16 protein-coding genes are annotated in these 25,008 nt (G+C 42.1%); 8 read left to right on the forward strand and 8 right to left on the reverse strand.

Annotated features, from left to right (window positions below; translation table 11 throughout):
- Positions 1–666 precede the first annotated feature (666 nt).
- On the reverse strand, positions 667–2,088 hold the full coding sequence (gene gnd, locus L8106_RS23460; RefSeq protein ID WP_009786972.1) for a decarboxylating NADP(+)-dependent phosphogluconate dehydrogenase: 1,422 nt from the start codon (positions 2,086–2,088) through the stop codon (positions 667–669).
- 192 nt (positions 2,089–2,280) lie between these two features.
- Between gnd and L8106_RS23465 the strand changes: the two genes are divergently transcribed.
- The gene (locus tag L8106_RS23465; RefSeq protein ID WP_009786973.1) at positions 2,281–2,700 is read left to right on the forward strand and encodes a hypothetical protein; all 420 of its coding nucleotides are present in this window, start codon (positions 2,281–2,283) and stop codon (positions 2,698–2,700) included.
- Between the two features lie 216 nt (positions 2,701–2,916).
- Positions 2,917–3,822 carry a polysaccharide lyase gene (locus L8106_RS23470; protein WP_009786974.1) on the forward strand — a complete coding sequence of 302 codons (906 nt, stop codon included), beginning with the start codon at positions 2,917–2,919 and terminating at the stop codon, positions 3,820–3,822.
- 54 nt (positions 3,823–3,876) lie between these two features.
- Here L8106_RS23470 and L8106_RS23475 read toward each other — a convergent pair whose 3' ends face one another.
- From L8106_RS23475 to L8106_RS23485, 3 genes are all read right to left on the reverse strand, one after another.
- Positions 3,877–5,283: a GUN4 domain-containing protein gene (locus tag L8106_RS23475; RefSeq protein WP_009786975.1), complete on the reverse strand. Its 1,407-nt coding sequence runs from the start codon at positions 5,281–5,283 to the stop codon at positions 3,877–3,879.
- A 147-nt stretch (positions 5,284–5,430) separates the two neighbouring features.
- Positions 5,431–7,581 (reverse strand): glycosyltransferase, encoded by a 2,151-nt coding sequence (locus L8106_RS23480; RefSeq protein ID WP_009786976.1) that lies wholly within the window; start codon positions 7,579–7,581, stop codon positions 5,431–5,433.
- A gap of 128 nt (positions 7,582–7,709) precedes the next feature.
- Positions 7,710–10,532 carry an EAL domain-containing protein gene (locus tag L8106_RS23485; RefSeq protein ID WP_009786977.1) on the reverse strand — a complete coding sequence of 941 codons (2,823 nt, stop codon included), beginning with the start codon at positions 10,530–10,532 and terminating at the stop codon, positions 7,710–7,712.
- Between the two features lie 622 nt (positions 10,533–11,154).
- Here L8106_RS23485 and L8106_RS23490 point away from each other — a divergent pair.
- From L8106_RS23490 to feoB, 3 genes are all read left to right on the forward strand, one after another.
- Positions 11,155–12,876, forward strand: a complete 1,722-nt coding sequence (locus L8106_RS23490; RefSeq protein WP_009786979.1) for an NAD-binding protein — start codon at positions 11,155–11,157, stop codon at positions 12,874–12,876.
- A 136-nt stretch (positions 12,877–13,012) separates the two neighbouring features.
- On the forward strand, positions 13,013–13,249 hold the full coding sequence (locus L8106_RS23495) for a FeoA family protein (RefSeq protein ID WP_009786980.1): 237 nt from the start codon (positions 13,013–13,015) through the stop codon (positions 13,247–13,249).
- Between the two features lie 87 nt (positions 13,250–13,336).
- Positions 13,337–15,175, forward strand: a complete 1,839-nt coding sequence (gene feoB / locus L8106_RS23500) for a ferrous iron transport protein B (RefSeq protein WP_009786981.1) — start codon at positions 13,337–13,339, stop codon at positions 15,173–15,175.
- Between the two features lie 10 nt (positions 15,176–15,185).
- Here feoB and L8106_RS29915 read toward each other — a convergent pair whose 3' ends face one another.
- Positions 15,186–17,900 (reverse strand): ABC transporter substrate-binding protein, encoded by a 2,715-nt coding sequence (locus L8106_RS29915; RefSeq protein ID WP_009786982.1) that lies wholly within the window; start codon positions 17,898–17,900, stop codon positions 15,186–15,188.
- Between the two features lie 911 nt (positions 17,901–18,811).
- Here L8106_RS29915 and L8106_RS23510 point away from each other — a divergent pair.
- Genes L8106_RS23510 through L8106_RS23520 form a run of 3 tightly spaced genes read left to right on the forward strand, consistent with a single transcriptional unit; the run spans position 18,812 to position 21,989 of the window.
- Entirely contained in the window at positions 18,812–19,417 is a 606-nt protein-coding gene (locus tag L8106_RS23510; RefSeq protein ID WP_009786984.1) for an HMA2 domain-containing protein, read from the forward strand.
- Positions 19,398–21,653 carry a heavy metal translocating P-type ATPase gene (locus L8106_RS23515; RefSeq protein WP_009786985.1) on the forward strand — a complete coding sequence of 752 codons (2,256 nt, stop codon included), beginning with the start codon at positions 19,398–19,400 and terminating at the stop codon, positions 21,651–21,653. Before L8106_RS23510 ends, L8106_RS23515 begins: the two co-directional genes overlap by 20 nt.
- Positions 21,654–21,704: 51 nt before the next feature.
- Positions 21,705–21,989, forward strand: coding sequence for a hypothetical protein (locus L8106_RS23520; RefSeq protein WP_009786986.1), 285 nt, complete (start codon positions 21,705–21,707; stop codon positions 21,987–21,989).
- Here the strand turns inward: L8106_RS23520 and L8106_RS23525 are convergent.
- The 3 genes from L8106_RS23525 to L8106_RS23535 form a co-directional block, all read right to left on the reverse strand.
- A complete protein-coding gene (locus L8106_RS23525) occupies positions 21,986–22,297 on the reverse strand; it encodes a DUF5132 domain-containing protein (protein ID WP_009786987.1) in 312 nt (103 codons plus the stop codon). The genes L8106_RS23520 and L8106_RS23525 overlap by 4 nt on opposite strands.
- Before the next feature lie 363 nt (positions 22,298–22,660).
- Positions 22,661–24,088 (reverse strand): phosphopantetheine-binding protein, encoded by a 1,428-nt coding sequence (locus tag L8106_RS29920; RefSeq protein ID WP_009786988.1) that lies wholly within the window; start codon positions 24,086–24,088, stop codon positions 22,661–22,663.
- A 186-nt stretch (positions 24,089–24,274) separates the two neighbouring features.
- Entirely contained in the window at positions 24,275–24,649 is a 375-nt protein-coding gene (locus L8106_RS23535; RefSeq protein WP_009786989.1) for a hypothetical protein, read from the reverse strand.
- Positions 24,650–25,008: the final 359 nt, after the last annotated feature.

Raw genomic sequence — 25,008 nt, forward strand, 5'->3', positions numbered from 1 at the left:
AGCAGAATCGTGTCCCCAAAATTATATTTCACCAGAATTAGCGTTCGCTCAGATCGCCAAGTTAGCAAACAAAAAACCCTGGAGATACTGGGGCTATCACTTTCTTTAAAAACTTAAACTTAAAAGTTATCATCCCAATGCATTGAATAATAGAATAATACCTTTCGTCATCAACAAATACAAAAATCCTATCGCCACAGCAGCAATAGCGACCGGGAATAATAAGGGTAACAAGAGAATGCAAGCAATTACACCAAGCACCAGTAACAAAATCTCCATGATAATTCTCCTTGAAAAGTGGGGTACATTTTTATGCGAATCACGAAACCTAAGCGAATTTTTTAAGTCGGCTTGAAAAACTCTAGTTTCAATATTAAGCGTTTTATTACAGAAAGTCATCGGTAAGCCTACGGATCTTTGAAATCTTGATGTATAACAATTTATTGCTTCAGTCTCCGTAATTTCACGGTTTATCCAATTTGGTTTACAGGCAACCTATACCTGGTCTAAACCTTCGGAGTAAGCATTTATTCATGTACGAGCGCGATATTGAATCTCTCGAAATTATTCACTTCCGAAATTAATAGGGACACAATCCGAATCGTGTCCCTACAATAGTATTTCACTAGAATTAGCGATCGCTTAATTCCTCAGAGAAGAAACTAATTATTTCTCAGGCCATTCAGTGTGGAAAAATTCACCACGAGGCTTATCAATACGCTCATAAGTATGAGCGCCAAAATAATCCCGTTGAGCCTGAGTCAAGTTTTGAGGCAAACTTGCACGACGATAACTATCAAAGTAATCTAGAGAAGCACTAAAAGCGGGTACTGGCAACCCAAGTTGACTCGCAGTAGATATTACTTCTCGCCAAGCATTCTGGCGATCAAGAATTGTTTGCTTAAATTCCGGTGCCATCAACAAATTAGGTAAGCCAGGATTTTCATCAAAAGCCTTCTTAATCTTATTCAAGAATCCAGCCCGAATAATACAACCCCCTTTCCAAATTCGAGCGCATTCACCCAAATTCAGGTTGTAATTAAACTCCTTAGATGCCGCACTCAGCAACGCCATACCCTGAGCATAAGAACAAATCTTCGAGCAATACAAAGCATCCCGAACTTTGTTAATCATGGCTTGGGTATCGCCTTCATACTTACCAGTGGGGCCTGTAAGTTCCTTAGAAGCGGCTACGCGCTCATCCTTAATACCGGATATAATCCGAGCATTAACAGCGGCTGTAATCGTCGGAACAGCAACACCCAACTCCAAAGCATTAACAACTGTCCATCTGCCTGTACCTTTTTGTCCCGCAGAGTCAATAATCATGTCAACGAGATGATTATCAGTTTCGGAGTCTTTCTTTCTGAAGATATCGGCAGTAATTTCAATCAAGAAAGATTCCAACTCAGGAGTTTTGTTCCACTCAGCAAAAATTTCATGGAGCTGCTCGTTGCTCACTCCCACAGCATTCTTGAGCAGGTCATAAGCTTCGGCGATTAACTGCATATCGCCGTACTCAATCCCGTTGTGAACCATCTTGACGTAATGACCGGCTCCTCCGGGGCCGATAAAGGTTACACAAGGGCCGTCGTCAACCTGAGCCGCAATTTTAGTTAAAATGGGTTCGAGTTCGCGATAGGAGGCTTCTGTTCCTCCTGGCATCATGCTTGGCCCCCAGAGAGCGCCTTCTTCACCCCCACTAACTCCCATCCCCATGAAACCTAATCCAGTGGATTCTAAATCTCTTGTGCGACGTTCTGTGTCTTCGTAGAGGGAGTTACCACCATCGATGATCATGTCATCTTGGTCTAGCAGGGGTTTAAGTTGTTCAATTACCGCATCGACTGGTTTTCCGGCTTGTACCATCACCAGGATTCTACGGGGTCGTTCTAGGGATTGGACAAAATCTTCTAAAGAGTAGGCAGCATGGACGTTTTTTCCTTGCGCCCGGTTTTTCATAAAATCGTCAGTTTTGGAGCTAGTACGATTGTAAACAGAGATGGGAAAACCATTCCGCTCAACGTTGAGTGCTAGGTTCTCACCCATCACTGCTAGACCGATTACACCAAATTTCTGCTGTCCCATATGTATCTGCTCGCTCTAAACGTTAGTTGTGGGTGAATGCACGAATTTCATTTTCACTGTATCGCTGATTCTTTTTTTGTATAATTTAGATCAGGTTTTTTTTAACATTCATTGTGTATTTGAATACGAAACGAACAAAACTGGCTCAATCGAGTAGAATTGAGTCGGTGAAAAATCAGGAGCAGAACTCAAATGGAAGAATTAAAGCATCTGGCAACTTGGGTCAAGGAACAACACGCCCCGGAGTATATTTTGACTTGGTTATTAAATCAGCCGGGAATTTGGTGGTCAAATGGAGAGGTTTACCAAGCCGCCTTACAAAAATCGGGCAAACGCCTCAAAGAATACGTCAAGAGCAGTAAACAAAGTGGCTTATTCCAAGGGATGGCTGATAAAATTGTCAATGATGAAAGCTGGGATCAGATTGCCATCAGTCTCGCCAGAATTATTGCTGGCTATCAAGAGGAGTTAGGTAAACTTCAAGATCAAAATCGATTGCGGATCGTCAGAAAGCCTGTCTCAAATGACCAGAATGCTAACTCTGATGATGCTTGGTCTGCCATAGGACTCCAACAACCCCTTCCCGATCCCGATTCTTTGACCGGACAGTAAGATCTATTTCTATTGAGACTATGATTTAAATGTCGAGCTTTTGTCTTCAGGGTTCATCTTTAGAGATGATTTCATGATTGGGAAGCTTTTATAGTAAGAGTCTTCTGCGAATCAATTTGTAACGATTGAGACAGAAATCAAATTATATAAAAGATTCCTTAATTGTGTTCTCAGTTTGAGCGGTGTAGATAAATAACAGAGGATAAGATTTTTGAGATGAAATTTCCCAGGAAAAGCATCAAGCGAGTCAAAACTAAGACCCTGATTACAACCGCTAGTTTGTGGTTAATTTTAAGCAATTGTACACCTTCTACGCCGCCCCAATCTTCCGACCTTGGAAATAGTCCTTCCCCAATTGCTGATGCTCGTCAACGTCCCTCCGACTCCCCTACACTTTGGTCAGATGGGTTTACAGAGGCTAATTGGCAACAGGCTTGGAATATTCGTTCCTATGGTTCCTGGGGGTTAGACGAAGTGGAAGTTACCCCTGACCCGAGTGGCAAATTTTCCCACTTTCTCCGAGTTCGTTATCCCGCAGGTTCGGCGAGTCCCAGTGTTTCTCGTTCTCAAGGTGTTCCCCTCGGTGGAACCCAATTTTATGCGGACTTAGGCCTTCCCTCTCGTGATGCTTTACATTTAAGCTATTATCTTCGTTTTTCTGATGATTTTGACTTTGTAAAAGGGGGAAAACTCCCTGGACTGTTTGGCGGAAAATCAGTGAGTGGGGGTAATATTCCCGATGGAACTGACGGTTTTTCGACTCGGTTTATGTGGAGAAGACAAGGTGATGGAGAAGTTTATGCCTATCTTCCCACCAGCGAGAATTATGGAACTTCTATTGGTCGGGGTGCTTGGCAATTTCAAGCCGGAACTTGGTATCATGTCGAACAGGAAGTGATTTTAAATCAACCCGATCAAAAAGATGGTCAAATCCGAGTTTGGATTGATGGTAAAAAAGTATTAGACCGGGATGGTTTGCAGTTTAGAACAACCGATAAACTGAAAATAGAAGGAATTTTCTTCTCAACTTTTTTTGGTGGAGGCGATCCCTCTTGGTCTACTCCCAAAGATGTGTATGCAGACTTTGCTGAGTTTTCGGTTTCTCCCGTTCAGACGGAGTAATTATTACTCTTAATTCTTGTCATTCTGCACTATTTTTCTTGTCATTGTACGGGTTTAAATTTTACAAACATCTAATCTTTGTACAAGAGTAGAGAAAAAAGTTCCGATTCTTTCTCCTTGAAAAAAACGCTTAATTAGAGGTTGCATTGCAACAGCCGGAAGATGTCCACGGGGGGCGGATTGAGAAAAATTCAGGTTGTCGTAGTTAAGTTCCCAAGCAAACCATCCTTTTTTGATAACATTTTCTTTTCGCCAACCGATAACATCACCGAAGCGATCAAACGCTTTTTTGTCGTATTGACTCAACTTATTTCCCGTTTCAATATAAATTTCTTTTTGTACAGTAAAGCCAAATTTTCCGGCGGAATATTGTAGCCAAAGTTGATCGATGGTTCGCAGATGAGCGCAGGGAAAATCTTCTATACTTTGATTATTTAACCAGCCTTGTTGTTCGCGGTTGGCAACTTTTAGCATAATTTTCGCCGTTTCCTCATCGGCTTCTTTCCACTTTTTCGCCTTGAGAAGTTCAATGAGTTTGCTATAATAATTTCTCCCCGGTTCATTCGGAATACTTTCAAAATCTTGTAAAACTTCTTGAACCGATTGATAGCGAATTTTAGCGTCTTTGCATAACATTTTATCCAACAATTCAATCAGTTCTTCGCTCACGGGATCGGCCAAATTTAGATAATTTTGCCAAATCCATGTTCCGGTTTCATCTTCTAATTCTAAAGGTGAAAGTCCGGTTAATAAATGAATACAAGTAATTCCCAAACTATAGATATCACTGGCAAAAGTTGCCCGACTATTTTCTTGAATTTGTTCCGGTGAAGCGTATTCAGGTGTACCAATAACTGTCATTTTCTCCGTTTTAGAAAGATTGGGAGAAATATACTTCGACGCGCCAAAATCCACCAATACCAGTTTATTATCAATACTCCGACGAATAATATTTTCCGGCTTAATATCCCGATGAATGACTTGATTTGTATGAACAAACTGCAACACGGGAAGCAAATCTGCTAACAGTTGTCGAATTTGAGTTTCGGTAAAAGCGCCGGAGATTTCTAACTCTTGCTGTAAATTATTACCATCAATAAACTCTTGAACTAAATATTGACGTTTGTCATCTTGAGCGGTAAAATAAGCATAAAGTTGGGGAATTTGGGGATGTTGTCCTAAAAGCTTGAGTTGTCGTGCTTCTCGTTGAAACAGTTCGGTTGCTTTGTGTCGTGTTTCCGTTTCTTTAGCAACGGGAAGAAACTGTTTAATCACACAAAAATCATCGAACTGATGCCGATCGATTGCCTTAAAAGTACGACCAAATCCCCCCTGTCCAATAATTTCAATCGCGATGTAACGCTCTGTCAAACGTAACTTTGAACCGCAATATTGACAGAATTTCGGGTCAGAATCGGATGGGTTCTCGTAGAGACAATCAGGATTGAGGCACTGGTACATCTGAGATTAACGGATCAATGTCTATCTTCTAGGGTACACTAATCTAGCCTCTAAAAAACAGAAATAGGATGAGCAGTCCCCATCCTACATCTAGCAATTGTTTATACTGGCTCGAGGCTTGTGCTAACCTAGCCCACAGAGATTGAGTTAATCATTGACCACAGAAACGCGCTCACCAGACACTTCGTTCAAGCTAATTGGAGACATTATCGTTCCGCGAACGGTAACATATTCAACGGTAACATTTTGAGTTTGATTGAGAATCACGGGATGTCCGTTTGTGGTTAAATTAATATCTCGAATTGTCGAATTAATCGTCCGTTCTAAAGTCACACCATTAAGCTGAGATGCTGTTGCCAAATTGTTTTCAGAAACATTTCGTAAGGTAAATCCTCGCAATTGTACCCCAGAAATTTGATCGCTGATCTTACTCATTGGAGGCAATATTCGGAAAAAACTATCCTGTTGGGGCGTCTGAAAATGGGCTTGAATAATCGTCCGTTCCGCATCTTGTCCACGAATTATAGTCTGAGAACGAGTAATATTAATCGGTTGAAATAAATCAATTTCTCCTATCGGAAGATTGACTTGAACTTGACCTTCTGGGGGTAAATTATCAATTAAAGCTTGTAATTTTTGAGCATCATCTTGATGATCATTCGGATAAATACCGTGTTCGGTTGCATCAATAATTTGAGTGGTAACAATTGCAGGTGGAGTTTGATAATTATTCCACCAACTCGCCACATCTTCAAAGGGTGTTAAAACACCAAACCACCACCAAAGTAACGCCACAACAAACGCCAGAATTTGAGAGACCAATAAAAACCGAGAGACAAAAACTTGGATCAATTTTGCTAACCCCTTAGATCCGGCTGTTACGGTTTGATTTCCTCGGTTTTGCCAACTTTGTTGTGCCATATTCATCTGATTCCAAACTTTAATCACAGCCGAACTCCACTGAGTCGCAACAAGAATCGGAAAATGAATCGGTTTAAGATGAGAAGGGCGCCCAATAAAAATAATTAACAACATTAACGGACGACTAAAACAAACCCAAGATAAAATAATTCCAGCGAGTAACCAAGTCCCCGTCAACAGTGAAATTAACAGCAAACCCGGAGTAATCAACGAAGTCCACATACTAATGCGTTGATCGAGTAAACACCACCAGGGAAAGAAACCCACTGTACGAGGGCCAAGTCCAATCGCCCGTCCGTTACTGCGAAGCATATTTCCAAACCAACGCCGCATATTACTATAAGCACGTTTCAAGACATCACCGGAATGGGTTTCCAGGGAATTAACCATCACATCCGGTATATAAATCATCTCATAACGCCAACGTAACAGCGAAAACCAGGTGCTTTTGTCATCTCCTGAAAGAAACTTAAACCGTCCCCATAACCAATCATCAAGGGAGTCACTTTGTAGCTGATCGATAAACTGAAGATCGAAAGCGGCGCGAGAATGAAACAATGAAAATCGCCCCGTCAAACATAACACTTTACGCGATAAAGAAAGAGAACACATTTGATAATGACGTTGGGCAAAGCGGAGATGAAACCATTCCGAGAAAATATAAGACCCCTTAACAATCGGCATTTCATCAGTTGTTAAAGCGCCCAGTTTCGGAAATAGTTTAAAGAACGGTAAACATCCTCGCAATGTTCCCGGACAGAGTTCACTATCCCCATCCATTAAAGCGACAATAGTATCTTCCGGTAAACCATAGGTTCGCAACTCTCGCAAACCATCCGCCATGGCTTTACGTTTTCCTTCTTTTTGAGTGAGTAAATAGAGATTAATATGTTTTAAACCAGGGTCATGTTCTTCTAACACTTGACGAACGCCGGCATTTTCTTCATGACCACTACTATTAACCATTAAAGTAATAGGTTGAGAAAGAGTTTTTGCTTCTTCAGCAATCGCTTTAAAGACTCGTTCTGTGACCCACATTTTCTCTTTATAGGTGGGAACCATAAAGCACATATGAGGCAAATCTTCAACAGGAATTTGTGCAGCTTTCTGACGCCAACGGGGAAAAATAACGTGCATAAATAGGCGACTGCGAACCACCTGTACCACAAACCAAGACCAACGCCACAGTCCGAGCATTCCCATTCCGACAATACCTGAAAGTCCAGCTTTAGATAATTGAGCCGGATCTCGTAATAGAATTAAAGTCAGTAAACCAAAAGCCGAAATAATTAACATTCCGATCCAGGTCTGACTTTCAGGTTGATATTCAGGCTGATTGTCAGTATCTTCTTTGTCAGTGACCAATAGGTTTGTCATAATGACTAATGATTAAAAGGTTGTAGTAATCTGTGAAAAGGTTTAGAGGGCGTTAAATGAAGCAAATTTGATTATTTGTCGTTAATTTAATGCGTAAATAATCACGCCCTTTTGTCGATTATTTTGAATTAGTTTTGCTCTTGGTCTTGAGGATGAACAACAATTTCCTCTGGAGCTTTTGGAGGGGAATTAAACCGGGAAAATTGATTCATAATCATTGCCGGAAACTGACTAACCCCTGCAAATACCGTTGTAAGTTGAGGGTTAAATTGACGAGCAAAAGTAATTTGTGCAACTTGTCCAAGTCCGCACAATTGTTGAGGTTGATTTCCATTCTGATGCGGCGGAATTTTCACCGTCACCCGCTTTAAAAAGGACTCATCCATCAGTTCAGCCGGAATGGTGGGAGAGAGGGCTTGAACTTGCATCCGTCGCCCTTGTTTATCGATATCAGCAAAACTTCCGGTTTGCGATGCAGTGCTAATGACGCTAACGGGTTGAATCAGATCAATTTCACCTTTTAAAATCTCAGAATTGTTAGCCAGTCGTACCTGAACAGATTTTTGGGTATCTAGACGACTCGCATCTTCAGCCGGAATTACGGCTTCCACCCACAAACTATTACAATCGAGTAAACTCAGAACAGCTTCAGATTTATTAACGAGTTCTCCTTTTTCTCGTTCAGTGCGGTAGACAACGCTGGTAAAGGGGGCTTTGAGTTGAGTTTTTAAAGGGGTAATCGTTTGTTGTTGGAGTTGTTGCTGGGCGATTTGTTCAGCTTGAATTTGCTGTTCTTGCTGTTGAACTTGCTGTTGGTGAAAAGCCAGTTGTTCTTCGTATCGTTGTTGTCGCTCTTGACGAATACGTTGAATATTGACTTGTTCTTGCTGCATCTGTGCCTGACGTTGATTGTACAGGTTTTCAGCTAATGTTAATTGTTGCTCTAAGTTCGCCACTTCAGCCTGTAAAGTTCTGGCTTTCATCGACTCTTGTTCGAGTTCTTGTTCGAGTTGATCCGCTTCTTCGGCCAGAGCATTAGAATATTTATTATCGCTGGCTAAACCCATTTGAGAAGCGTTGTAAGTCACTTGCGCGGCTTTTAACTGTTCTCTGGCTTGTTGAACTTCGGCTTGAGCAGTTTCCCAGGCGACTTGTAACTGATCAACTCGTTGAGAAGAAACAGCCCCTTCGAGTCGTAAGTCCCGGAAGCGTTCGTATTCGGTGCGAGCGAGTTTGGCGCTCGCGAGGGCTTTATCCAAGTCAGCTTGACTTTGAGGAACTTCTGTTGCACTAATACTGATTTCTACGGTGCGTAGTTGCTGGTATTTTTGTCTAATTTCTGCTAAACGAGTGCTTAAAGAAGCAACGGTTTGTTCACTGGCGCTGAGTTGGTTCTGGTTGGTTTGCAGTTCACCTTGCAATCGAACTATTTTTTGTTGAATATCGTAGGCTTGATCTTCGAGTTTTTCGTATTTTTTGGTATCGTCTAACAGGGTTTCATAGGTGGGAGGTTCGCTGTCAAAATCTAGTACAGAAATGGATTGATGTTCTGCTCGTTCCGGTTTTTGATAAAAGTTTTCTTCGTCGGGAATATGTTCAATATGGGCTAAAATTTGATCGGCTTTGACTTGAACACCTGGACGTGCGTAAAATTCTCGGACATGACCGTAAAATGGCGATCGCAGTCTGACTAACCGACCGTTAACAACTCCGTGTTTAACGACGATATGAGACATCCGATGCCAAACTGAAGTGACTGCAATTCCCAAAGCCGCAATACTCACCCCGACAAAAGCTGTCCCCCAGAGTAACCGATTGACTGAGTTGGATTTTTGTTCAGGCGTTGCGTATTTTTTCGCCGGAGTATGGGGATGGGCTGGGGTTAACTCGGATTTAGAATCATCGACTTTGCTGAGGGCTGATGAGGAGTTGGATGTCGATAATGCTGATGAAGCAGTTGGCGCAATGGCGGCTATGGGCGGAACTTCTGGCCTCGTTGCTGCGTCCGGTTTTTCTTCACAAACGGGTGCAGTTGCCCAGATATCGGTTTGACTTGGTTCAATTGAAGATTGTTTGCCGAGATGACTAACAGCTTCAGTGGGTTCTGAACCTTTAATGGCATCAGTTTCACCCTGATCAGCAAAGGGATTAACCCATGCTTGAAATTGTGGAGTATCATGGGGCAATTGCAACAGATTTCCTTGCAGGGCATCAAAGTTCATCCGTTCAACTAATTCTAGGGTTTGTTCGTCTTCAACGTATTTGACAACGACTTGACCCATTGTGTAGCTAATTTCTCGCAGTCGTTTGATCAGGGCGACACTTTCGGGGTTGGCTTTGATACTTCCTAGAAATTGATTATCGAGTTTAACGAGATCGACTGGGAGTTGTTTACACTGGGAGAGAGTGAGTTCCCGTCCAGTGAAGTTATCAATAACGACTAAACACCCCAACGCAGTAAGATTTTGGATGAAGGTGAGGGCAGTAATAAAGTGTTGAGCAATTGTTGATTCGGTGAGTTCAAAGCATAAGCGTTTGGGATTGATTTGGGTTTCACTCAGCCAAGAATCGAGATCTTGAATTAGAGTAGAGTCTTCAAAAACTAAACGGGATAAGTTAATAGAAAGATGCAGTTGCGGTTGGGAAACTAATTCATCGATTCCTTTATCGATGACATAGCGATCTAGTTGTGAGAGTAAACCCATTTCTGCTAAAACAGGCATGAATTCATCCGGTAAATACACTTTTCCGGGGCAATCTCGCCATCGCAACAGAACTTCATTGTGTAAAACTTGATAACCACTGACTTGATAAGTCGGTTGATACCAAAATTCAAATTGTCCGACTTCTATAGATTGTTCAAGACTATGACTTTTTTTGCGTCTGCTACTGTTAATTTTTTGATCTTGAGATTGACTCGTAGACCAGGATAAATTAGAGGTCTGGTTCATTGGTTTTCAGTGGTTTGGTAGACGTACAATCTCAACTGTAGAGATTAATCAGGAGTGCTATTGTTAAAGCTGATCTCTAGCTGACAAAAGCTGAAATAATTTTGGAGTTAACAGTTTCAGCACTCAATTTTTGGTTTCCCGTAAACTGAGAAAACTGTTATCTGTTTTCCAGGAAAAACTTTTAGTCAATTTTACACCCTGATTGATTGTTTGTTCACCCATACACCTGTTGGCAGTTGATCAGATCAACTCCCATCGATGAAAGACTATTGAGGTTCTGTTATTATCAACGCTGATTGATTGTTTGTTTACCCATCAACCCATTGGCAGTTGATAATATCAACATATCAAAGTTGATCCGGATAACTCAACTCCTTTATGTAAAGATCTGGAACATTTTATATAAAGATTGAGTAAAATATAATTTGATTGACTGAAGTTAAGCCAACAGGTTTTCGCAGAATATTAACAAAATGTAACTTTCAAGGTCTTGATCTAAATCTCACCCAAATTCTATTCTGGTGCGCTTCGATACAGTTTTTTTTCTCTATTTCATAAAAAATGAGAGACTGTAGAATCTATATAAACTGTCGGCCCAAGGTTTGAGGCGAGTGAACGAAAAATGAAACCTCGCATAATTGTCTGTTGCTTAGGTAGCACTGGATACAAGATATTCCGTCTGCTCAGACAACAAGGGGCTTTTGTCGTCGGAGTTCACGAAACCCCGCTCAAAGGTGAAGGTTCTGATATTGTCGTTGGTCATTTACGGTCAGCTTCGACTTTACTCGCGGCGGGCATTCAAAGCGCCCATACCTTAATCTTGGCGGGGAGTGATGACTCTACAAATCTAGCAGTTTTAATGCAGGCGCAAATCCTCAATCCCAAAATTCGCATCATTAACCGCCTGTTTAACACCAACTTAGGCGATCGCCTTGACCAGACCCTACCCAATCACACCAGTATGAGCGTTTCGGCTCTATCTGCGCCTGTATTTACCTTTGCAGCTTTAGGAAATCGGGCGATTGGTCAGATCAAACTCCATAATACCTATTGGCCGATTCAAGAAGAATGGATTCATGATCAACATCCCTGGAAAGGTCAAACCCTCACCGAACTTTGGGCAGATCGTTCTCGAATGCTGATCTATTATCTCCCCACAAATACTCAGGTTGATTTAATCTCAGCCGTCATCGAAGGAAAACAACTCCAAACAGGTGATCGCCTGATTATCGCCAGTAAACCCGATTTCCGCAAGTCCAAATTTTCCTTACTACAAACCCTAAATAAATTTAGAAATAGTTTACATAAATTTCAGCAATATAGCCGTTCAGCAATTGTTGTCATTCTAACATTACTGATTACCATTTTTATTGCGACTCTGACTTACGTTAGTATCAACCTCAACAACTCTATTATCGATTCCCTTTACTTCTCAGTCGGGATGATTACAGGAGCAGGGGGAAATGAAAAAGTTGCTGAAAATGCACCCGAAAGTATTAAAATATTCACCGCCATTATGATGTTAGTTGGGGCGGGTGTTGTGGGAATTTGCTATGCGTTACTCAATGATTTTGTCTTGGGAACTCGCTTAACAGAATATGTTAACGCCACTCGGATTCCAGAACACAATCATTATATTATTTGTGGTTTAGGGGGACTGGGTTTACAAATTACCCAACAATTGCGAGCCAGCGGTTATGACGTTGTGGTGATTGAACAAGATGCAGACTGTAGATTTTTGGGGATTATCGATGCTTTAAAGATTCCAATCATCAAAGGAGATGCCAGTCTCTCAACCACCTTAGAAAGTGCCAATATCCAAACAGCAGAAGCCGTATTAGCGGTTACAAGTGACGATATGGCGAACTTAGAAATCGCGTTAAGTGCAAAAGGATTAGCCCCCAAAATTCGCGTCGTGGTTCGCAGTCAAGACCCTCAATTTGCCTTAATGGAACAACAAGTTTTTAACTTTGAAACTGTTCTTAATCCGATAGAAATAGCAGCCCCTGCTTTTGCCGCCGCAGCGATTGGCGGGCGAATTCTGGGGAACGGAATCACAGCCGATAGCCTCTGGGTGGCTTTATCTGTGCTGATTACGCCCAATCATCCTTTTTGTGAAAAACGAGTGCAGGATATCGCTAGAACTGTTGATTTTGTGCCGCTTTACATTGAAACAAACCATCAAACGATTCACAGTTGGGAATTACTCAGTTTTATGCTGAATCCCGGCGATATTCTTTATTTAACTATACCTGCTAATTGCCTCGAACAATTGTGGAATCCAGTCACCAGCCTTTTCAGTCACCCTTCTGGTTTACCCGTCACCAGTGATCTGTCATCCTGAGTGAAACGAAAAATCTCCCCACTTGATCATGATTAAAAATGTGTCGAATGTTCAGACTTAATTATTATAATTGAGAATTATATGCAATAATGAAAATAGAGTTTACAGCTATAGTCACATTAACTTGGAAAAATTCATGGGTTTATCGGAACTGAAAGCAGGTCAAGTGGGTTTTGTCGATTGTATTCAACCCCATCATACTAACGACGGCTTAGTGCATCGATTAGAAGCAATGGGAATTCTTCCTGATAGACCGATACAAGTGTTAAGAGTCGCATGGTTTGGGGGGCCGTTACACGTCCGCATCGGTACCACCACAGAAGTTGCGATTCGCCGACAGGAAGCCCAACAGATTCGCGTGAAAGCCTGTTAAAACTTCGTTACAGTATTAATTAAAAGTTCATAAAGTCTTCGGCGAGTCTGAGACTTTGTAGTTGACCATATTCGAGGGGAAAATACGATGACTTGTCATTCTCCAACCGTCACTCAACCGAGAGACGAAAAAGCCGTTAAACGGGTGGCATTAATTGGGATGCCCAACACGGGAAAATCCACCTTTTTTAGCCGCATTACCGGGGTTGCTGCTTACGTGGGAAATTGGCCGGGTGTAACGGTTGATTTGCTGCAAGCGAACGTTAAAATTAATGGCGAAACCGTTGAATTTGTAGATTTACCGGGAATTTATGACCTCAACGGGTATTCAGAAGATGAGAAAGTGGTGCGAACTTTCTTAGAAAGATATGCCATTGATTTGGTGATTGTTGTTTTAAACGCCGCCCAAATTGACCGCCAAATTCGCTTGGCACTGCAAGTAAAAGCGTTAGGTTTGCCTGCGGTGGTGATGTTAAATATGTCGGATGAAGCCAAACATTATGGCGTTGAAATTAACTCCAAAGAATTATCCCGACATTTAGAAATGCCCGTTTTTCTAATCAGTGCAAAATACGGTAAAGGCTACATGAAAGCCTATGAAACCCTTTGCCATCAGTTAGAAAAAACCGAACTTCCAGTTATCGTTAATGATATTCCTCAAGTCTTAGCCCAACGGGGAAAAATCTCGGTTGATGAAATCGAAATCATCCTCAAAGATGCGGTAGAAATGCCGTCTCAGTTGGCACAAACCTTAACCGCAAAACTCGATAGCGTTTTACTCCATCCCGTCTTCGGTTTACCCCTATTTTTCCTGGGGATGTTTGCCGTTTTTTGGATTGTTTGGAATGTGGGTTTGCCGTCTCAAGACATCATGGATAGCCTCACTGGATGGTTAGAAGAAACGGTAATTTCTCCGGTTTTAAGCGTGTTTCCGGGAGTCGTTCAAGACTTTTTCATTAATGGCATTTGGGCGGGTGTCGCAACGGTTGCTTCCTTTGTACCATTAATTGTTATCTTCTTTATCGTGATGGCAATTTTAGAAGATAGCGGCTACCTTTCTCGGGCGGCTTATTTGATGGATGCACTGATGGCGCGTCTGGGCTTAGATGGGCGCAGTTTTGTCTTACACATGATGGGTTTTGGTTGCAATGTTCCGGCGTTGATGGGAACACGGGTGATGCGTTCCCGGGCGTTGCGACTGTTAACGATGTTGATTATTCCCTTTGGGTTGTGTTCGGCAAGATTGCAGGTTTTTGTATTTATTATTGCGGCAGTTTTTCCCAACGGAAACGGGGCGCTTGTTCTATTTTCTTTGTACATTCTTAGCTTCTTAGCCGCATTTTTAACGGCGTTTCTGTTTCAAGGAACTTTTAAAAATGAAGACCCGTTTGTGTTAGAATTACCGCCCTACCGTTTGCCGACATTGAAACAGGTTGCTTTGCGAGGTTGGGGAGAAGTTCGAGAATTTTTAGTTCGTGCTTCTGGCTTTATTACTGTGGGTTGTATTGCGGTTTGGGTAATTACCAGTTTACCTCCGGGCGCTACGGGTTTAGATACCATTGGCGGGCAAATTGGTCAGTTTCTTAGTCCGGTTATGCGACCGATTGGAATTGATCCTTATTTGACTTTGGCGTTAATTTTTGGTTTCATTGCTAAAGAGGTAGTTTTGGGTTCGTTGGCGGTGATTTACGGCTTACAATCGGCAAGTGTTGGCGCCCATATTGCCGAAACGATGACCTTTGCACAGGGCTATAGTTTTTGTATTTTCTGTTTGTTGTATACGCCTTGTCTGACAACCATTGCAACTGTTCTCAACGAAGCTAAATCCTGGAAATTTACGCTGTTTTCTCTCGGATTTTCTTTGGTTTTAGCTTGGGTTTGTAGCTTTATTTTCTATCAAAGCGCGTTGCTTTTAGGGTTTCAATAATTTCAATCAATCATTCACGATTTGAACAATCTAAACCCGCAGCTTCAGGTGTTGAAAACTTATCCGGGAGAAAGATAACCCCATGTTCTTGATTCGCACAATAAGCAACTCCAACAATATCAATGGGTTGCTCTTTGCGATCGCCTGTTCCCGGTTTAAACTCAATTTTCCCGGTCACGCCATCAACCCTGAAGCTTTCACTCGAAAGTACCTTTTGAATTCCTTTGCGGGTGGGATTTTGCCTCATTCCTTCAATTAAAACATGAGCCGCATCGTAGGCTAAAGCGGTACGAAGACTCACGAATTCACCCCAAAGCTGCGAAGTGATTTGCGAAAAATCGGGCTGAGAACTGTTTAAATGATGCCAGTAAATGACTAAATATAGTTTTTCTAGATATTCTTGACCAAGCGCTAAAGTTCTGGGCGTGTCAACCGAGGAGTTACCCAACATCCAATATTCACCTTTATTTTCTTTAATCACTTCCAGAGCTTGATTGACGGAATTTGTCACCTGACCATCGGGTATTAAAATAATCACGGATTCTTCTTCAGCGTTTCTAATTCTTTCCATCGCATCTTTAGCATTAAAGTTAGGACTAGAAAGGTCAAAAGAGGTAAGAACTTCTCCTCCTTGTTCTAACAATTTTTCTTCAAAGTGTTGTTTGTAATCGCTGGAAAAGGGACTGGCAGGATTATAAAAAATAGTGACTTTTTTTTGCTTGATTTCCTCGGTCAAGATATCAACCATTTCATAAGCCTGCTTATAATTCACTGCGGGAATTCGGAAGAAAAACTGTTCGGGGTTTTCGGTGAGTTCAGATGTGCTTGTTCCGGGGGTGACTAAAACCAATTTATTTTTGTTATAAATATCTAGAGTTGCTAGGGTCATCTCGCTGGCATAATGACCAATTACTCCTAGAATTTCCGAGTTTTTAACCAGGTTATGTGCATTTTTGATGGCTTGAGGTTTGAAGTTAGAATCATCAGCAATAATCACTTTTAAACCTTTGCCATTTAAGTCTATACGCTGAAGAAAATCTAAACCGGGTAAGGTATACTGAGCAGATTCATCCCCGTTGAATAAACTCAAGTTAACTTCGGTTTGGGCTTGAGCAATTCCCCGCAGAAGATCTTCGGCAAGTTCGACATCGATGACTTCTCCGGCTTGATTTTTTATCGTCGGAACAACAATAGCAATGGTATAGTATTCGGCTCCTGTCGCTTCCAACATTGCGTTATTGAGATAGATTAAAGTTTCGGGATCGGGTTTTTCTTCTTCCCAACTTCTTTGAAGCTGTTGAATGGCTTGCTGATAGTTGATTTTAGTCTCAAAACAATCATTCCACTGTTGTCTAATATAAGTCTTCCAAATCGGTAGAAAATACTTCAAGGGTTTTTGACAATCGGCAACAGGTTCTACACCCCTTTGTTTACGCCGTTGTTGAAACATCTTCACGACAATTTCCTCGCCCCCACTGATCGCATCTCCGATCACATTAGGTTTCTTAAAAAAGTTGCTATAACTTCCCCAGAAAACACCTATAAAAACACCCATTAATACTAACCCAAATATCATCATTACTTTGGGGTGGATTAAGGGTTTTTCGGGTATCGATTCCGGTTCCGGTTGAGGCCAATACAGTTGGGGAGCCGTCGGATTTTGTAAGAGTATCGGTAGCCAAGACGCTCCCGGATAAAACGGTTCATTGTATACGGTTGTAATTTTAATGTTGTGTAATTGTTTTCTGGCTTGATGAACCGCAGCATGAAGGGGTTTTCCTTGAGTAAATTCGGCTAAAAAATACTTCAAAAAACTCCGGGCTACTAGATCAGGAACGGGTTCTCGCATCACGATTAAATGGGGAATATTAAACTCTGCTAAATATTCTGCAATACCTAATCCATCACAGGAATTAAAGATCGCAAGCTTAATATTAGGAGCCGCTATTCTTAGGGCTTCTTTTAAAAGCGAGACCTTGAAATTTTCAGTATTAGTAACTTGAAGGGTTTGACCCGAACTGTGTCCGGCATAGAAAATTATATCCCAATTTCCCAGAGAAAGGGTATTATATAGTGTTTGGAAAGTGAGGGGATCTCCTTTTTCGGGAATGCAAGTAATTTCTCCTCCATGTTCGGCTAAGTTTTGAATTAGTTCTTGATCGTGCGTCAGTTCCAAACCGCCTTCATCGCTGCCAAACATAGCCAGAATTTTAACAGGTATTCGGAGCGTTTCTGGAGGTCGATTGTATCGAGATAAAAGAACTAATTCAGCATTGGGTAAGAAATAATCTCTTTCAAATAAATCCCAGCCATCCCAAGATAATCTCCGTAGATAATGATTAGGCGTATCCAAAACAACTCTTACAGATTCGTTGGGTGCTACATCCCTTAAACGCCCCACAATTCGCCCTCGAATATCCCCAAAAATAGGATTTTTAAACCAATTTACTAGAGTATTTTCAAGGTTTTTAGTTACATTAAAACAATCTTGAAAAGTCGATTGGTTGGTAATTTGTGAGTCTGGAATTTGAATCGTTCGATCTCCCAAATTCCTATAAATTTCTTGCCATTCTTTATAATTTTCCTCAATTTCGGGTTGGGCGGGGAGTGCAGGACAATCGCGGTCTATGGCAATGATTCTACCGTCTTCCCAAAACTCTAGCACAACAGGAAAACCTGCTTCAAAACTGCCCCCTGATATTCTGATAACAACTTGTTTTTTCATTGTTAGTGGGTTGATTGAGTTTTAATGTAGAAAGGTTGAATGAGTTTTAAGCTTGAAATAGGCCAAATGCCTAAACTACAGCTTCTCGAAGATTGTGAATCTTTAGAAAGGATTTATAACTTGTAGATATAATATCATATATAACATTGTCTATGTTATTTTATTTAAAATAAAATTAAGTTGATTTTTTAATCTAAATTTAGGTAGAAATTTGATAAAATAAAACCAATATTAAAGCCAAAAAGTTGATTAACTTATGCCGCTAATCAACCCCTAAACTATTCTATAATCGCTTCATGTGTAATGTTTTTAGAATTCTGTCTATTGTTTTTTGTGAGGATAAGTTCTGGGTTGTGCTATTTGTTCTCCAACACATCGGAAAAATAGGTTTTCGGTTCCCCAAAAGTTGTTCAACAGGTTGCCAGTCGGCTGCATAAATATTTTCCAGCCATTGAGTTAACCGTTCAAAAGAGGGTTTGATTTCCTAGATTCTCACAGGCGAGCAAGCAGAGTTTAAATTGAGCAACGTTGAGAGAGGACTAACGGCTTGTAAATTTAAAACTTGAGTTCTTAGGATTGACATTCAAAGTTGATTGTCCTCAACGTTCCATTTTCATCTAGTCCGGGACAATTTGAACCTATGCAGGTTAAGATTCGCGATCGCCAAAATTTTTATAATTTCCATAGATTCATCGCGATCGCTCTTGGAGTCGGGAATAACAATTCCAATCGGATTTAAACAACCCAGTAGAGTAGAGGTTTGGTCTGTATCCTGATTCTGTGAACCTGCTGTATAATGCGCGTTAATCCTTCTCGGATCTCAAAATCATCTTTTGAGAACAAAACTTAAAAAAAGAGAAAAAACTTCCTTTTTGATGGTATAATCAGAGAGCGAGAAGGGTTAACGTAATATGACCACAACATCCTCAAATTCTGTCAGTTCCATTCCCATTAACAATACAGAAACTCGCATCGGAGATTTTCTACAAGAACATGGGGAAATTGAGGCGATTTTACCTGTTGTTGTCGGGATAGTTGTCACTTCCCGCTTTCAACTGAAAGGCGCCCAAGCCCTGTTAGCCAATTTAATCATTGCCAGCCTATTTCGTCAAATTCTGACGCACCTGAAAAACCAGTCTCATTTGGTAACACCTGAAACGGAAAATATCAGCGATTCGGCAGAAAATTATACAGAAAATAATTTCGATTCAGAGTATACCATTGTTCACTCAATCCCCGGAAGAATTCGCTTAAGAATTTCCCGTTTAGCCACCGATGCAGATTTGACCCAACGCCTCGAACAAATCCTCTCAGAAGAAGAACAAATTATTAACATTCGGATTAATCGGGCGGCGGCGTCAATTACAATTAATTATACCACTCAAGGCATGAGTGACTGGGAATTGGGAATGCGGTTAATGAACTTAATTGACAGCGCCCTCAACCCAGAAACACCCGCCAACTCGCGCCTTACTACACCATCAGGGGTAACTAGCGATGACAGCAACGAATCATAAATTCATTTCCCTTTCTGACACCAATGGGGCGATCATCAAATCAGAAGGCTTCATCGAACCTGCGCCCTATTTAGTTCATGCGGTGCCGGGACGGGTGAGATTTCGGGTTTATCGCCTCAATTCCGATAACTATTATGCGGAAATATTAGAGAAAGTTTTGCAATCGGAACCGGACGTTATTCAAGTTAGAATTAACCGTGCGGCCGCTTCTGTTGCGATTTATTATCAACATGACGGTTTGAAAGATATTGAGATTTATTCTCGATTATCAAACCTCATCCAACAAGCCGGAACCACAATTACCGTTGAAGATCTCTCAAATTCTTCTTTGGCGGAAACTTCCGAACCCAACGAGGCCGACAACGAGGGAGAATGGTCCAGCCTCATCGCCCCAACCGGAGCCACCGTTTTGGCCCTCCTCAGCAGTGCAACCCGGTTGGCGTGGCTGCGTCCTTTTGCTTGGGGTTCTCTGGCGATCGTTACTTTTCCCGTCGCCCAACGTGCATTTTACAGCCTATTTGTCAAGCAAAAACTCAACATTGACTGCTTAGACTTACTCGCCCTAAGCTTGGGAGGAGCGCAAGGAAAACTCGTTACACCAGCCCTCGTCCTCACCCTGCACGAACTCGGCGACGTCATCCGCGAACAAACCGCCCGTTCCACCGAACACCAAACCGCAGACCTACTTGATACGATTGGACGCTTCGCTTGGGTCGAACGCAACGACGAAAAACAATCAATTCCGAGCGACCAAGTAGAACCCGGAGAAATCGTTTTCGTCTATCCCGGCGAACAAATACCCGTTGATGGGGTTGTTATAGAAGGAAAAGCCGTCGTCGATCAGCAGCAACTCACAGGCGAATCCATGCCTATTGTTGCAGAAAACGGCACCTTTGTCTACGCCTCTACCCTGCTTCGTTCGGGTTCTCTGCACATCAAAGCCGAACGTATCGGTCAAAAAACCCGGGCTGCGGCGAGTTTAGAACTGTTGGAAAAAGCGCCCGTTCACGATACCCGCATGGCAAACTATGCCGCTCAACTTGCCGATCGCCTGATCGTACCTTCGCTTATTTTAGCAGGAATTGTCTTCGCCGCCACCCGTGACCCCGCCCGAGCCGCATCAATATTAACCCTCGATTTTGTCACCGGAATTCGAGTGTCTATTCCCACCGCTTTTTTAGGCGCTTTAAACCACACCACCCGACACGGTATTTTAGTTAGAAGCGGACGCACCTTAGAACAATTAGCCGAACTCGATACCATTGTTTTTGATAAAACCGGAACCCTAACTCAAGGTAATATTTCAGTCGTTGGGGTGAAAACAATTTCCGGGCGAATGTCGGCAAAAGACGTGATAAAATATGCGGCAGCAAGCGAACAAAGAATTACTCATCCGGTTGCAGAATCAATTGTACGTTACGCCCAAGAACAAAACATAGAAATACCGCCCCGGGTGGATTGGAATTATGAAGTTGGTTTGGGAATTCGGGCGGAAATCGAAGGTCAAAAAGTCTTGGTGGGAAGCGGGAGATTTATGACCCAAGAGGGGATTAGTTTGGAAGGATTAGATCAACCCGATACCGAAAATTCGCCCGAAAATTCCGCTTGGATGTCGTTAATATATGTCGCCTGTAACGGTCAATTGCAGGGGGCGATACAATATGCTGACCCCTTGCGTCCTGAAAGTTTAGAGTTAATTGAAGAATTACAAAACCGCTACGGAATGGAGATTCATTTGTTAACCGGAGATAGCCGTCAACGGGCGGATTTAGTTGCAGAAGAATTGAACATTCCACCCAAGCGAGTTCACGCGGAAGCTTTCCCCGAACAAAAAGCAAAAATTGTTCGAGATTTGCATCGTTCCGGGCGAACTGTAGCGTTTGTTGGCGATGGGTTAAATGATTCGGTGGCGTTAGCTTATGCGGATGTTTCGGTCTCTTTTGAAGACGGTTCCGATGTGGCGAGGGAAACGGCTGATATTGTGTTGATGAATAATGATATTAGTAGTTTACTACAGGCGATCACCATTGCCAAGGAAACTCGCAATTTAATTGACCAAAATACCCTACTTGTTGTCGCCCCGAATTTAATTGCTTTGGGGTTGGCTTCTGCTATCGGTTTAAACCCATTAATTGCCACCGCAATTCACAACGGTTCGGCTATTGCTGCGGGTTTAAATAGTTTGCGTCCGTTAGTTCAACATCAGTTTGAAGGTGGAGGTTCAACTTCTCGTTAAAATCATCAAATTTTTGGGTTGAATTGTTGATAAAATATTAGGAGAGCAATTATGTCTCTAATTCATTGGGATCGGTCTGTTTTGTCACTTCATTTGCGAGAAATTCTCGAAGACGAAAACCCCAACAATCAACTCGCCTTAGCCGGAATTGGGGTGATTGTTTTGGGAACCATTGTGGTTCCGGCGGCAACTAAATTGGGACGACCCTTGCTAAAAGCTGCCATTAAACAAGGGTTATCCGTTTATCACGAAACCAAACAAACCCGAATAGACATCGAACAAAATGGGTTTAATCCTAACAACAATTCGACGACATCTGCCGATAAAATTCCTTAGTTTTTCGGGCTGCTGTGGTTAGATAATAAAGCCGCTTTTTGTTCAGCTTCGGCGGCGACTTCGGCTTGGGCTTCGGCAACGATATCTCCGAACACTTCGCCCGTTTCGGCCATCGCAGCTTTGGTTTTTTCGTACATCGAAACCCCGCCTTTTATCGCTGCTTTCGCAACGGGTTTGAGTAACGGAATAACCGCAGGAGTTAAGACTAAAACTCCGACACCAATTGCTATCGTGCGAGTGGGGTTATTTTGGTAAGCGGTTCTGATGCGCTCAACAATTGCCAACCGACCCTGATTTTGAGTTAACATTTATTATCCTCCGCCAAGTACCTGCGTCAAATCTGGAGAAACTTCTCGCCTTGACAATTTTGTTTTTATCGAATTGCGATCGCCAGCTAACTTTTCCCCAGATTATCATTTAAGCACAGGCGGCGAGCAAAACTCAAGGGTGTTGCAAATCTCAGGATTATCTTAAGATTTTATCCCCCCTTCCCCCCATTCCGTCTCGACCTCTGGCTAACCCTCTCCTACCTCTGGCTAACCCTCTCACCTCTCCCCCTCCCCTCTCGACCCCCACCCACTGCGATAAGAGCCATCGCACGGGTTGACAAGTTGCTCGTTTGTGGGACACCATTGCTGTAGTTGGAGGATTACCAGAACGCAGAACAGATTCTATTCTGTTTTTGTAGTGTCGTTAATCTTCTGATAAAGATAATTGAACAATTCTCTAACTGTGCAAGCTGAACGGCTGTAGCCTTTAAGGCCAATTTTATCTGCTACATCGTCTGGTATCTCAATTTCAAATTCCTCTTCTATAGCCATAGCAAGTTCTATATGATCTAATCCATAATCCAATCCATATGTACTACGTGAACCTAAACCTAAATCGTATTCAATATCGCTATCTAATTTTACCTCTTCTTCATCGACTAATAATTCTTCGGCTAATACCCTTCGTAGTTTGAGAAAAATTTCGTCTTGTTTCTGCAACTCGTCTAAACGTTTAGCTTCTTCTGCCGCTTTTTGTTCAGCTTGTTTCTGCAACTCGGATAGACGTTTAGCTTCTTCTGCCACTTTTTGTTCAGCTTGTTTCTGCAACTCATCTAAATGTTTAGTTTCTTCTGCCGCTTTTTGTTCGGCTTGTTCTCGTAACTCGGCTTCACATTTAGCCTGTTCTGCGGCTTTTCGTTCGGCTTGTTCTCGCAACTCGGCTAAACGCTTGGCTTCTGCCAGTTTTCCTTCGGCTTGTTCGCGCAACTTGGCTAAACGTTGGGCTTCTGCCAGTTTTCCTTCGGTTTGTTTTCGCAACTCATCTAAACCATTGGCTTCTGCCACTTTTCGTTCGACTTGTTCTCGCAACTTGGCTAAACGCTTGGCTTCTAACTTCCCTATTTCTGTAGTGTCGTTAATCTTCAGATAAAGATAATCGAATAATTCTCGAACTGTGCAAGCTGGAAAGTGAATTTTTTCTATTTCTTCGTCTGATATCTCAATTTCAAATTCCTCTTCTATAGCCATAGGAATTTCGGTACGATCCGCCCAATCTGCACCTAAATCATATTCAATCTGGCTGTCTAAATTTACATCTTCTTCATCGAATCCTAATTGTTCAGCCAATACCCTTCGTAGTTGGAGAAAAATTTCGGGTTTCAACTCAGCTTCACGTTTAGCTTCTTCTGCCGCTTTTTGTTCGGCTTGTTGGCGCAACTCGGGTTCACGTTTAACTTCTTCTGTCGCTTTTTGTTCGGCTTGTTCTCGCAACTCGGATAAACGTTTGGCTTCTTCTACCGCTTTTTGTTCGGCTTGTTCTTGCAACTCGGATAAACGTTTGGCTTCTTCTACCGCTTTTCGTTCGGCTTCAAGCTGAATTTGATACCTCATCTTTTCAAGGCGAGAAATAACGATATCCCTCACCCTAGCCAAATCTGCTTTAAAACCGCTCTGTTGATAGATTTCGGTCGCCATATCCCAAACAATTTTATCAACATTAGATTCCATAAATATTAAATTTTCATCCGTAGGAGTGGCGATTTTATCCAAACAAAGATTAGCCGCCATATCTAGTATCTTTAATTGATATTCGTTTTCGGATTCATTCATAATCGGATAGCAACTCCAAAAATGAGGACGGCAAACAGAATTTTAATTTTAAGAGCGACTAAAAACTAACCCCTTCCCTGTCCTAACCCCCCTGAAAATCCCCCCGGCTACGCCACCCCCCCACCCCCCTTTTTAAGGGGGGATCAAGGGGGGATTGGGGGGAAGGGGGGATCAACAAACTGCGGATTAAATAATCGGTGTTTCAACAACTTCGTGATTGTGTCCGTGACAGTGACCTTGACCTCTGTGACCCTTGCGGTTTCCGCATCCCGACTCAAGGCTTGATGTCAATAAAACCTGCTGAAGTTCTGCCAAAAGTTGACGGACTTTTTGCCATTCTACCGCATCGGGCGAAGCTGCATTACATTCTTGTTGCCAACGATTTATTAACGCTTGTAGGTCGTTTTCTGCAAAGCCCACCGTCTCCCCATTATCCAACAGTCGGGTAATTTCGAGCAACTGTTCTTTCAGCGCCATCGGTACGCGAATGGTTTGGGTTTGCCCGTGTCTCCAAGCCCCCGGACGTCCGGCACCGTGACGACATCCTCCTCTTCCGTGCATATTCATTCAACTCCTAACGTTGCGATGTCTCTATCTTAGACCGTTTTTAATTTTGTGACAATATCTAAAATGCTTATATAGAAGAAAATATAGATTTTGTAACGAAACCATAGACTTTGGGTTATGTTGCGCTCGTTGTTGCGCGGAGAGGGGGCGTGCATCCCAACAACCCCGACAACAGTTGCAGGTTATTGTCAATAAATTTTGATTGTCTGGAAACCCTAACAAAATTATCCTTAAGCCGTAACCAAATTATTGCCTAAATCTTAGTAAAAAAAGCGGGATTTAAACAATTGAATATTGTTGTCAATTAACTTTTTAGAATCATTTAAAAATTTCCCAAATGAACCGAAAAAAAA

This window comes from Lyngbya sp. PCC 8106 (assembly GCF_000169095.1).
Taxonomy (GTDB): Bacteria; Cyanobacteriota; Cyanobacteriia; order Cyanobacteriales; family Microcoleaceae; genus Capilliphycus.

What these genes read in the sequence shown, in the direction of transcription:
- L8106_RS23515 (WP_009786985.1), top strand. Translation starts at nt 19,398, where the DNA reads ATGACAGCAACGAATCATAAATTCATTTCCCTTTCTGACACCAATGGG.
- L8106_RS23535 (WP_009786989.1), bottom strand. Translation starts at nt 24,649, where the DNA reads ATGCACGGAAGAGGAGGATGTCGTCACGGTGCCGGACGTCCGGGGGCT.
- L8106_RS23525 (WP_009786987.1), bottom strand. Translation starts at nt 22,297, where the DNA reads ATGTTAACTCAAAATCAGGGTCGGTTGGCAATTGTTGAGCGCATCAGA.
- L8106_RS23465 (WP_009786973.1), top strand. Translation starts at nt 2,281, where the DNA reads ATGGAAGAATTAAAGCATCTGGCAACTTGGGTCAAGGAACAACACGCC.
- L8106_RS23480 (WP_009786976.1), bottom strand. Translation starts at nt 7,581, where the DNA reads ATGACAAACCTATTGGTCACTGACAAAGAAGATACTGACAATCAGCCT.
- L8106_RS23470 (WP_009786974.1), top strand. Translation starts at nt 2,917, where the DNA reads ATGAAATTTCCCAGGAAAAGCATCAAGCGAGTCAAAACTAAGACCCTG.
- L8106_RS23510 (WP_009786984.1), top strand. Translation starts at nt 18,812, where the DNA reads ATGACCACAACATCCTCAAATTCTGTCAGTTCCATTCCCATTAACAAT.
- L8106_RS23490 (WP_009786979.1), top strand. Translation starts at nt 11,155, where the DNA reads ATGAAACCTCGCATAATTGTCTGTTGCTTAGGTAGCACTGGATACAAG.
- L8106_RS23475 (WP_009786975.1), bottom strand. Translation starts at nt 5,283, where the DNA reads ATGTACCAGTGCCTCAATCCTGATTGTCTCTACGAGAACCCATCCGAT.
- L8106_RS23495 (WP_009786980.1), top strand. Translation starts at nt 13,013, where the DNA reads ATGGGTTTATCGGAACTGAAAGCAGGTCAAGTGGGTTTTGTCGATTGT.
- gnd (WP_009786972.1), bottom strand. Translation starts at nt 2,088, where the DNA reads ATGGGACAGCAGAAATTTGGTGTAATCGGTCTAGCAGTGATGGGTGAG.
- feoB (WP_009786981.1), top strand. Translation starts at nt 13,337, where the DNA reads ATGACTTGTCATTCTCCAACCGTCACTCAACCGAGAGACGAAAAAGCC.
- L8106_RS29915 (WP_009786982.1), bottom strand. Translation starts at nt 17,900, where the DNA reads ATGAAAAAACAAGTTGTTATCAGAATATCAGGGGGCAGTTTTGAAGCA.
- L8106_RS29920 (WP_009786988.1), bottom strand. Translation starts at nt 24,088, where the DNA reads ATGAATGAATCCGAAAACGAATATCAATTAAAGATACTAGATATGGCG.
- L8106_RS23520 (WP_009786986.1), top strand. Translation starts at nt 21,705, where the DNA reads ATGTCTCTAATTCATTGGGATCGGTCTGTTTTGTCACTTCATTTGCGA.
- L8106_RS23485 (WP_009786977.1), bottom strand. Translation starts at nt 10,532, where the DNA reads ATGAACCAGACCTCTAATTTATCCTGGTCTACGAGTCAATCTCAAGAT.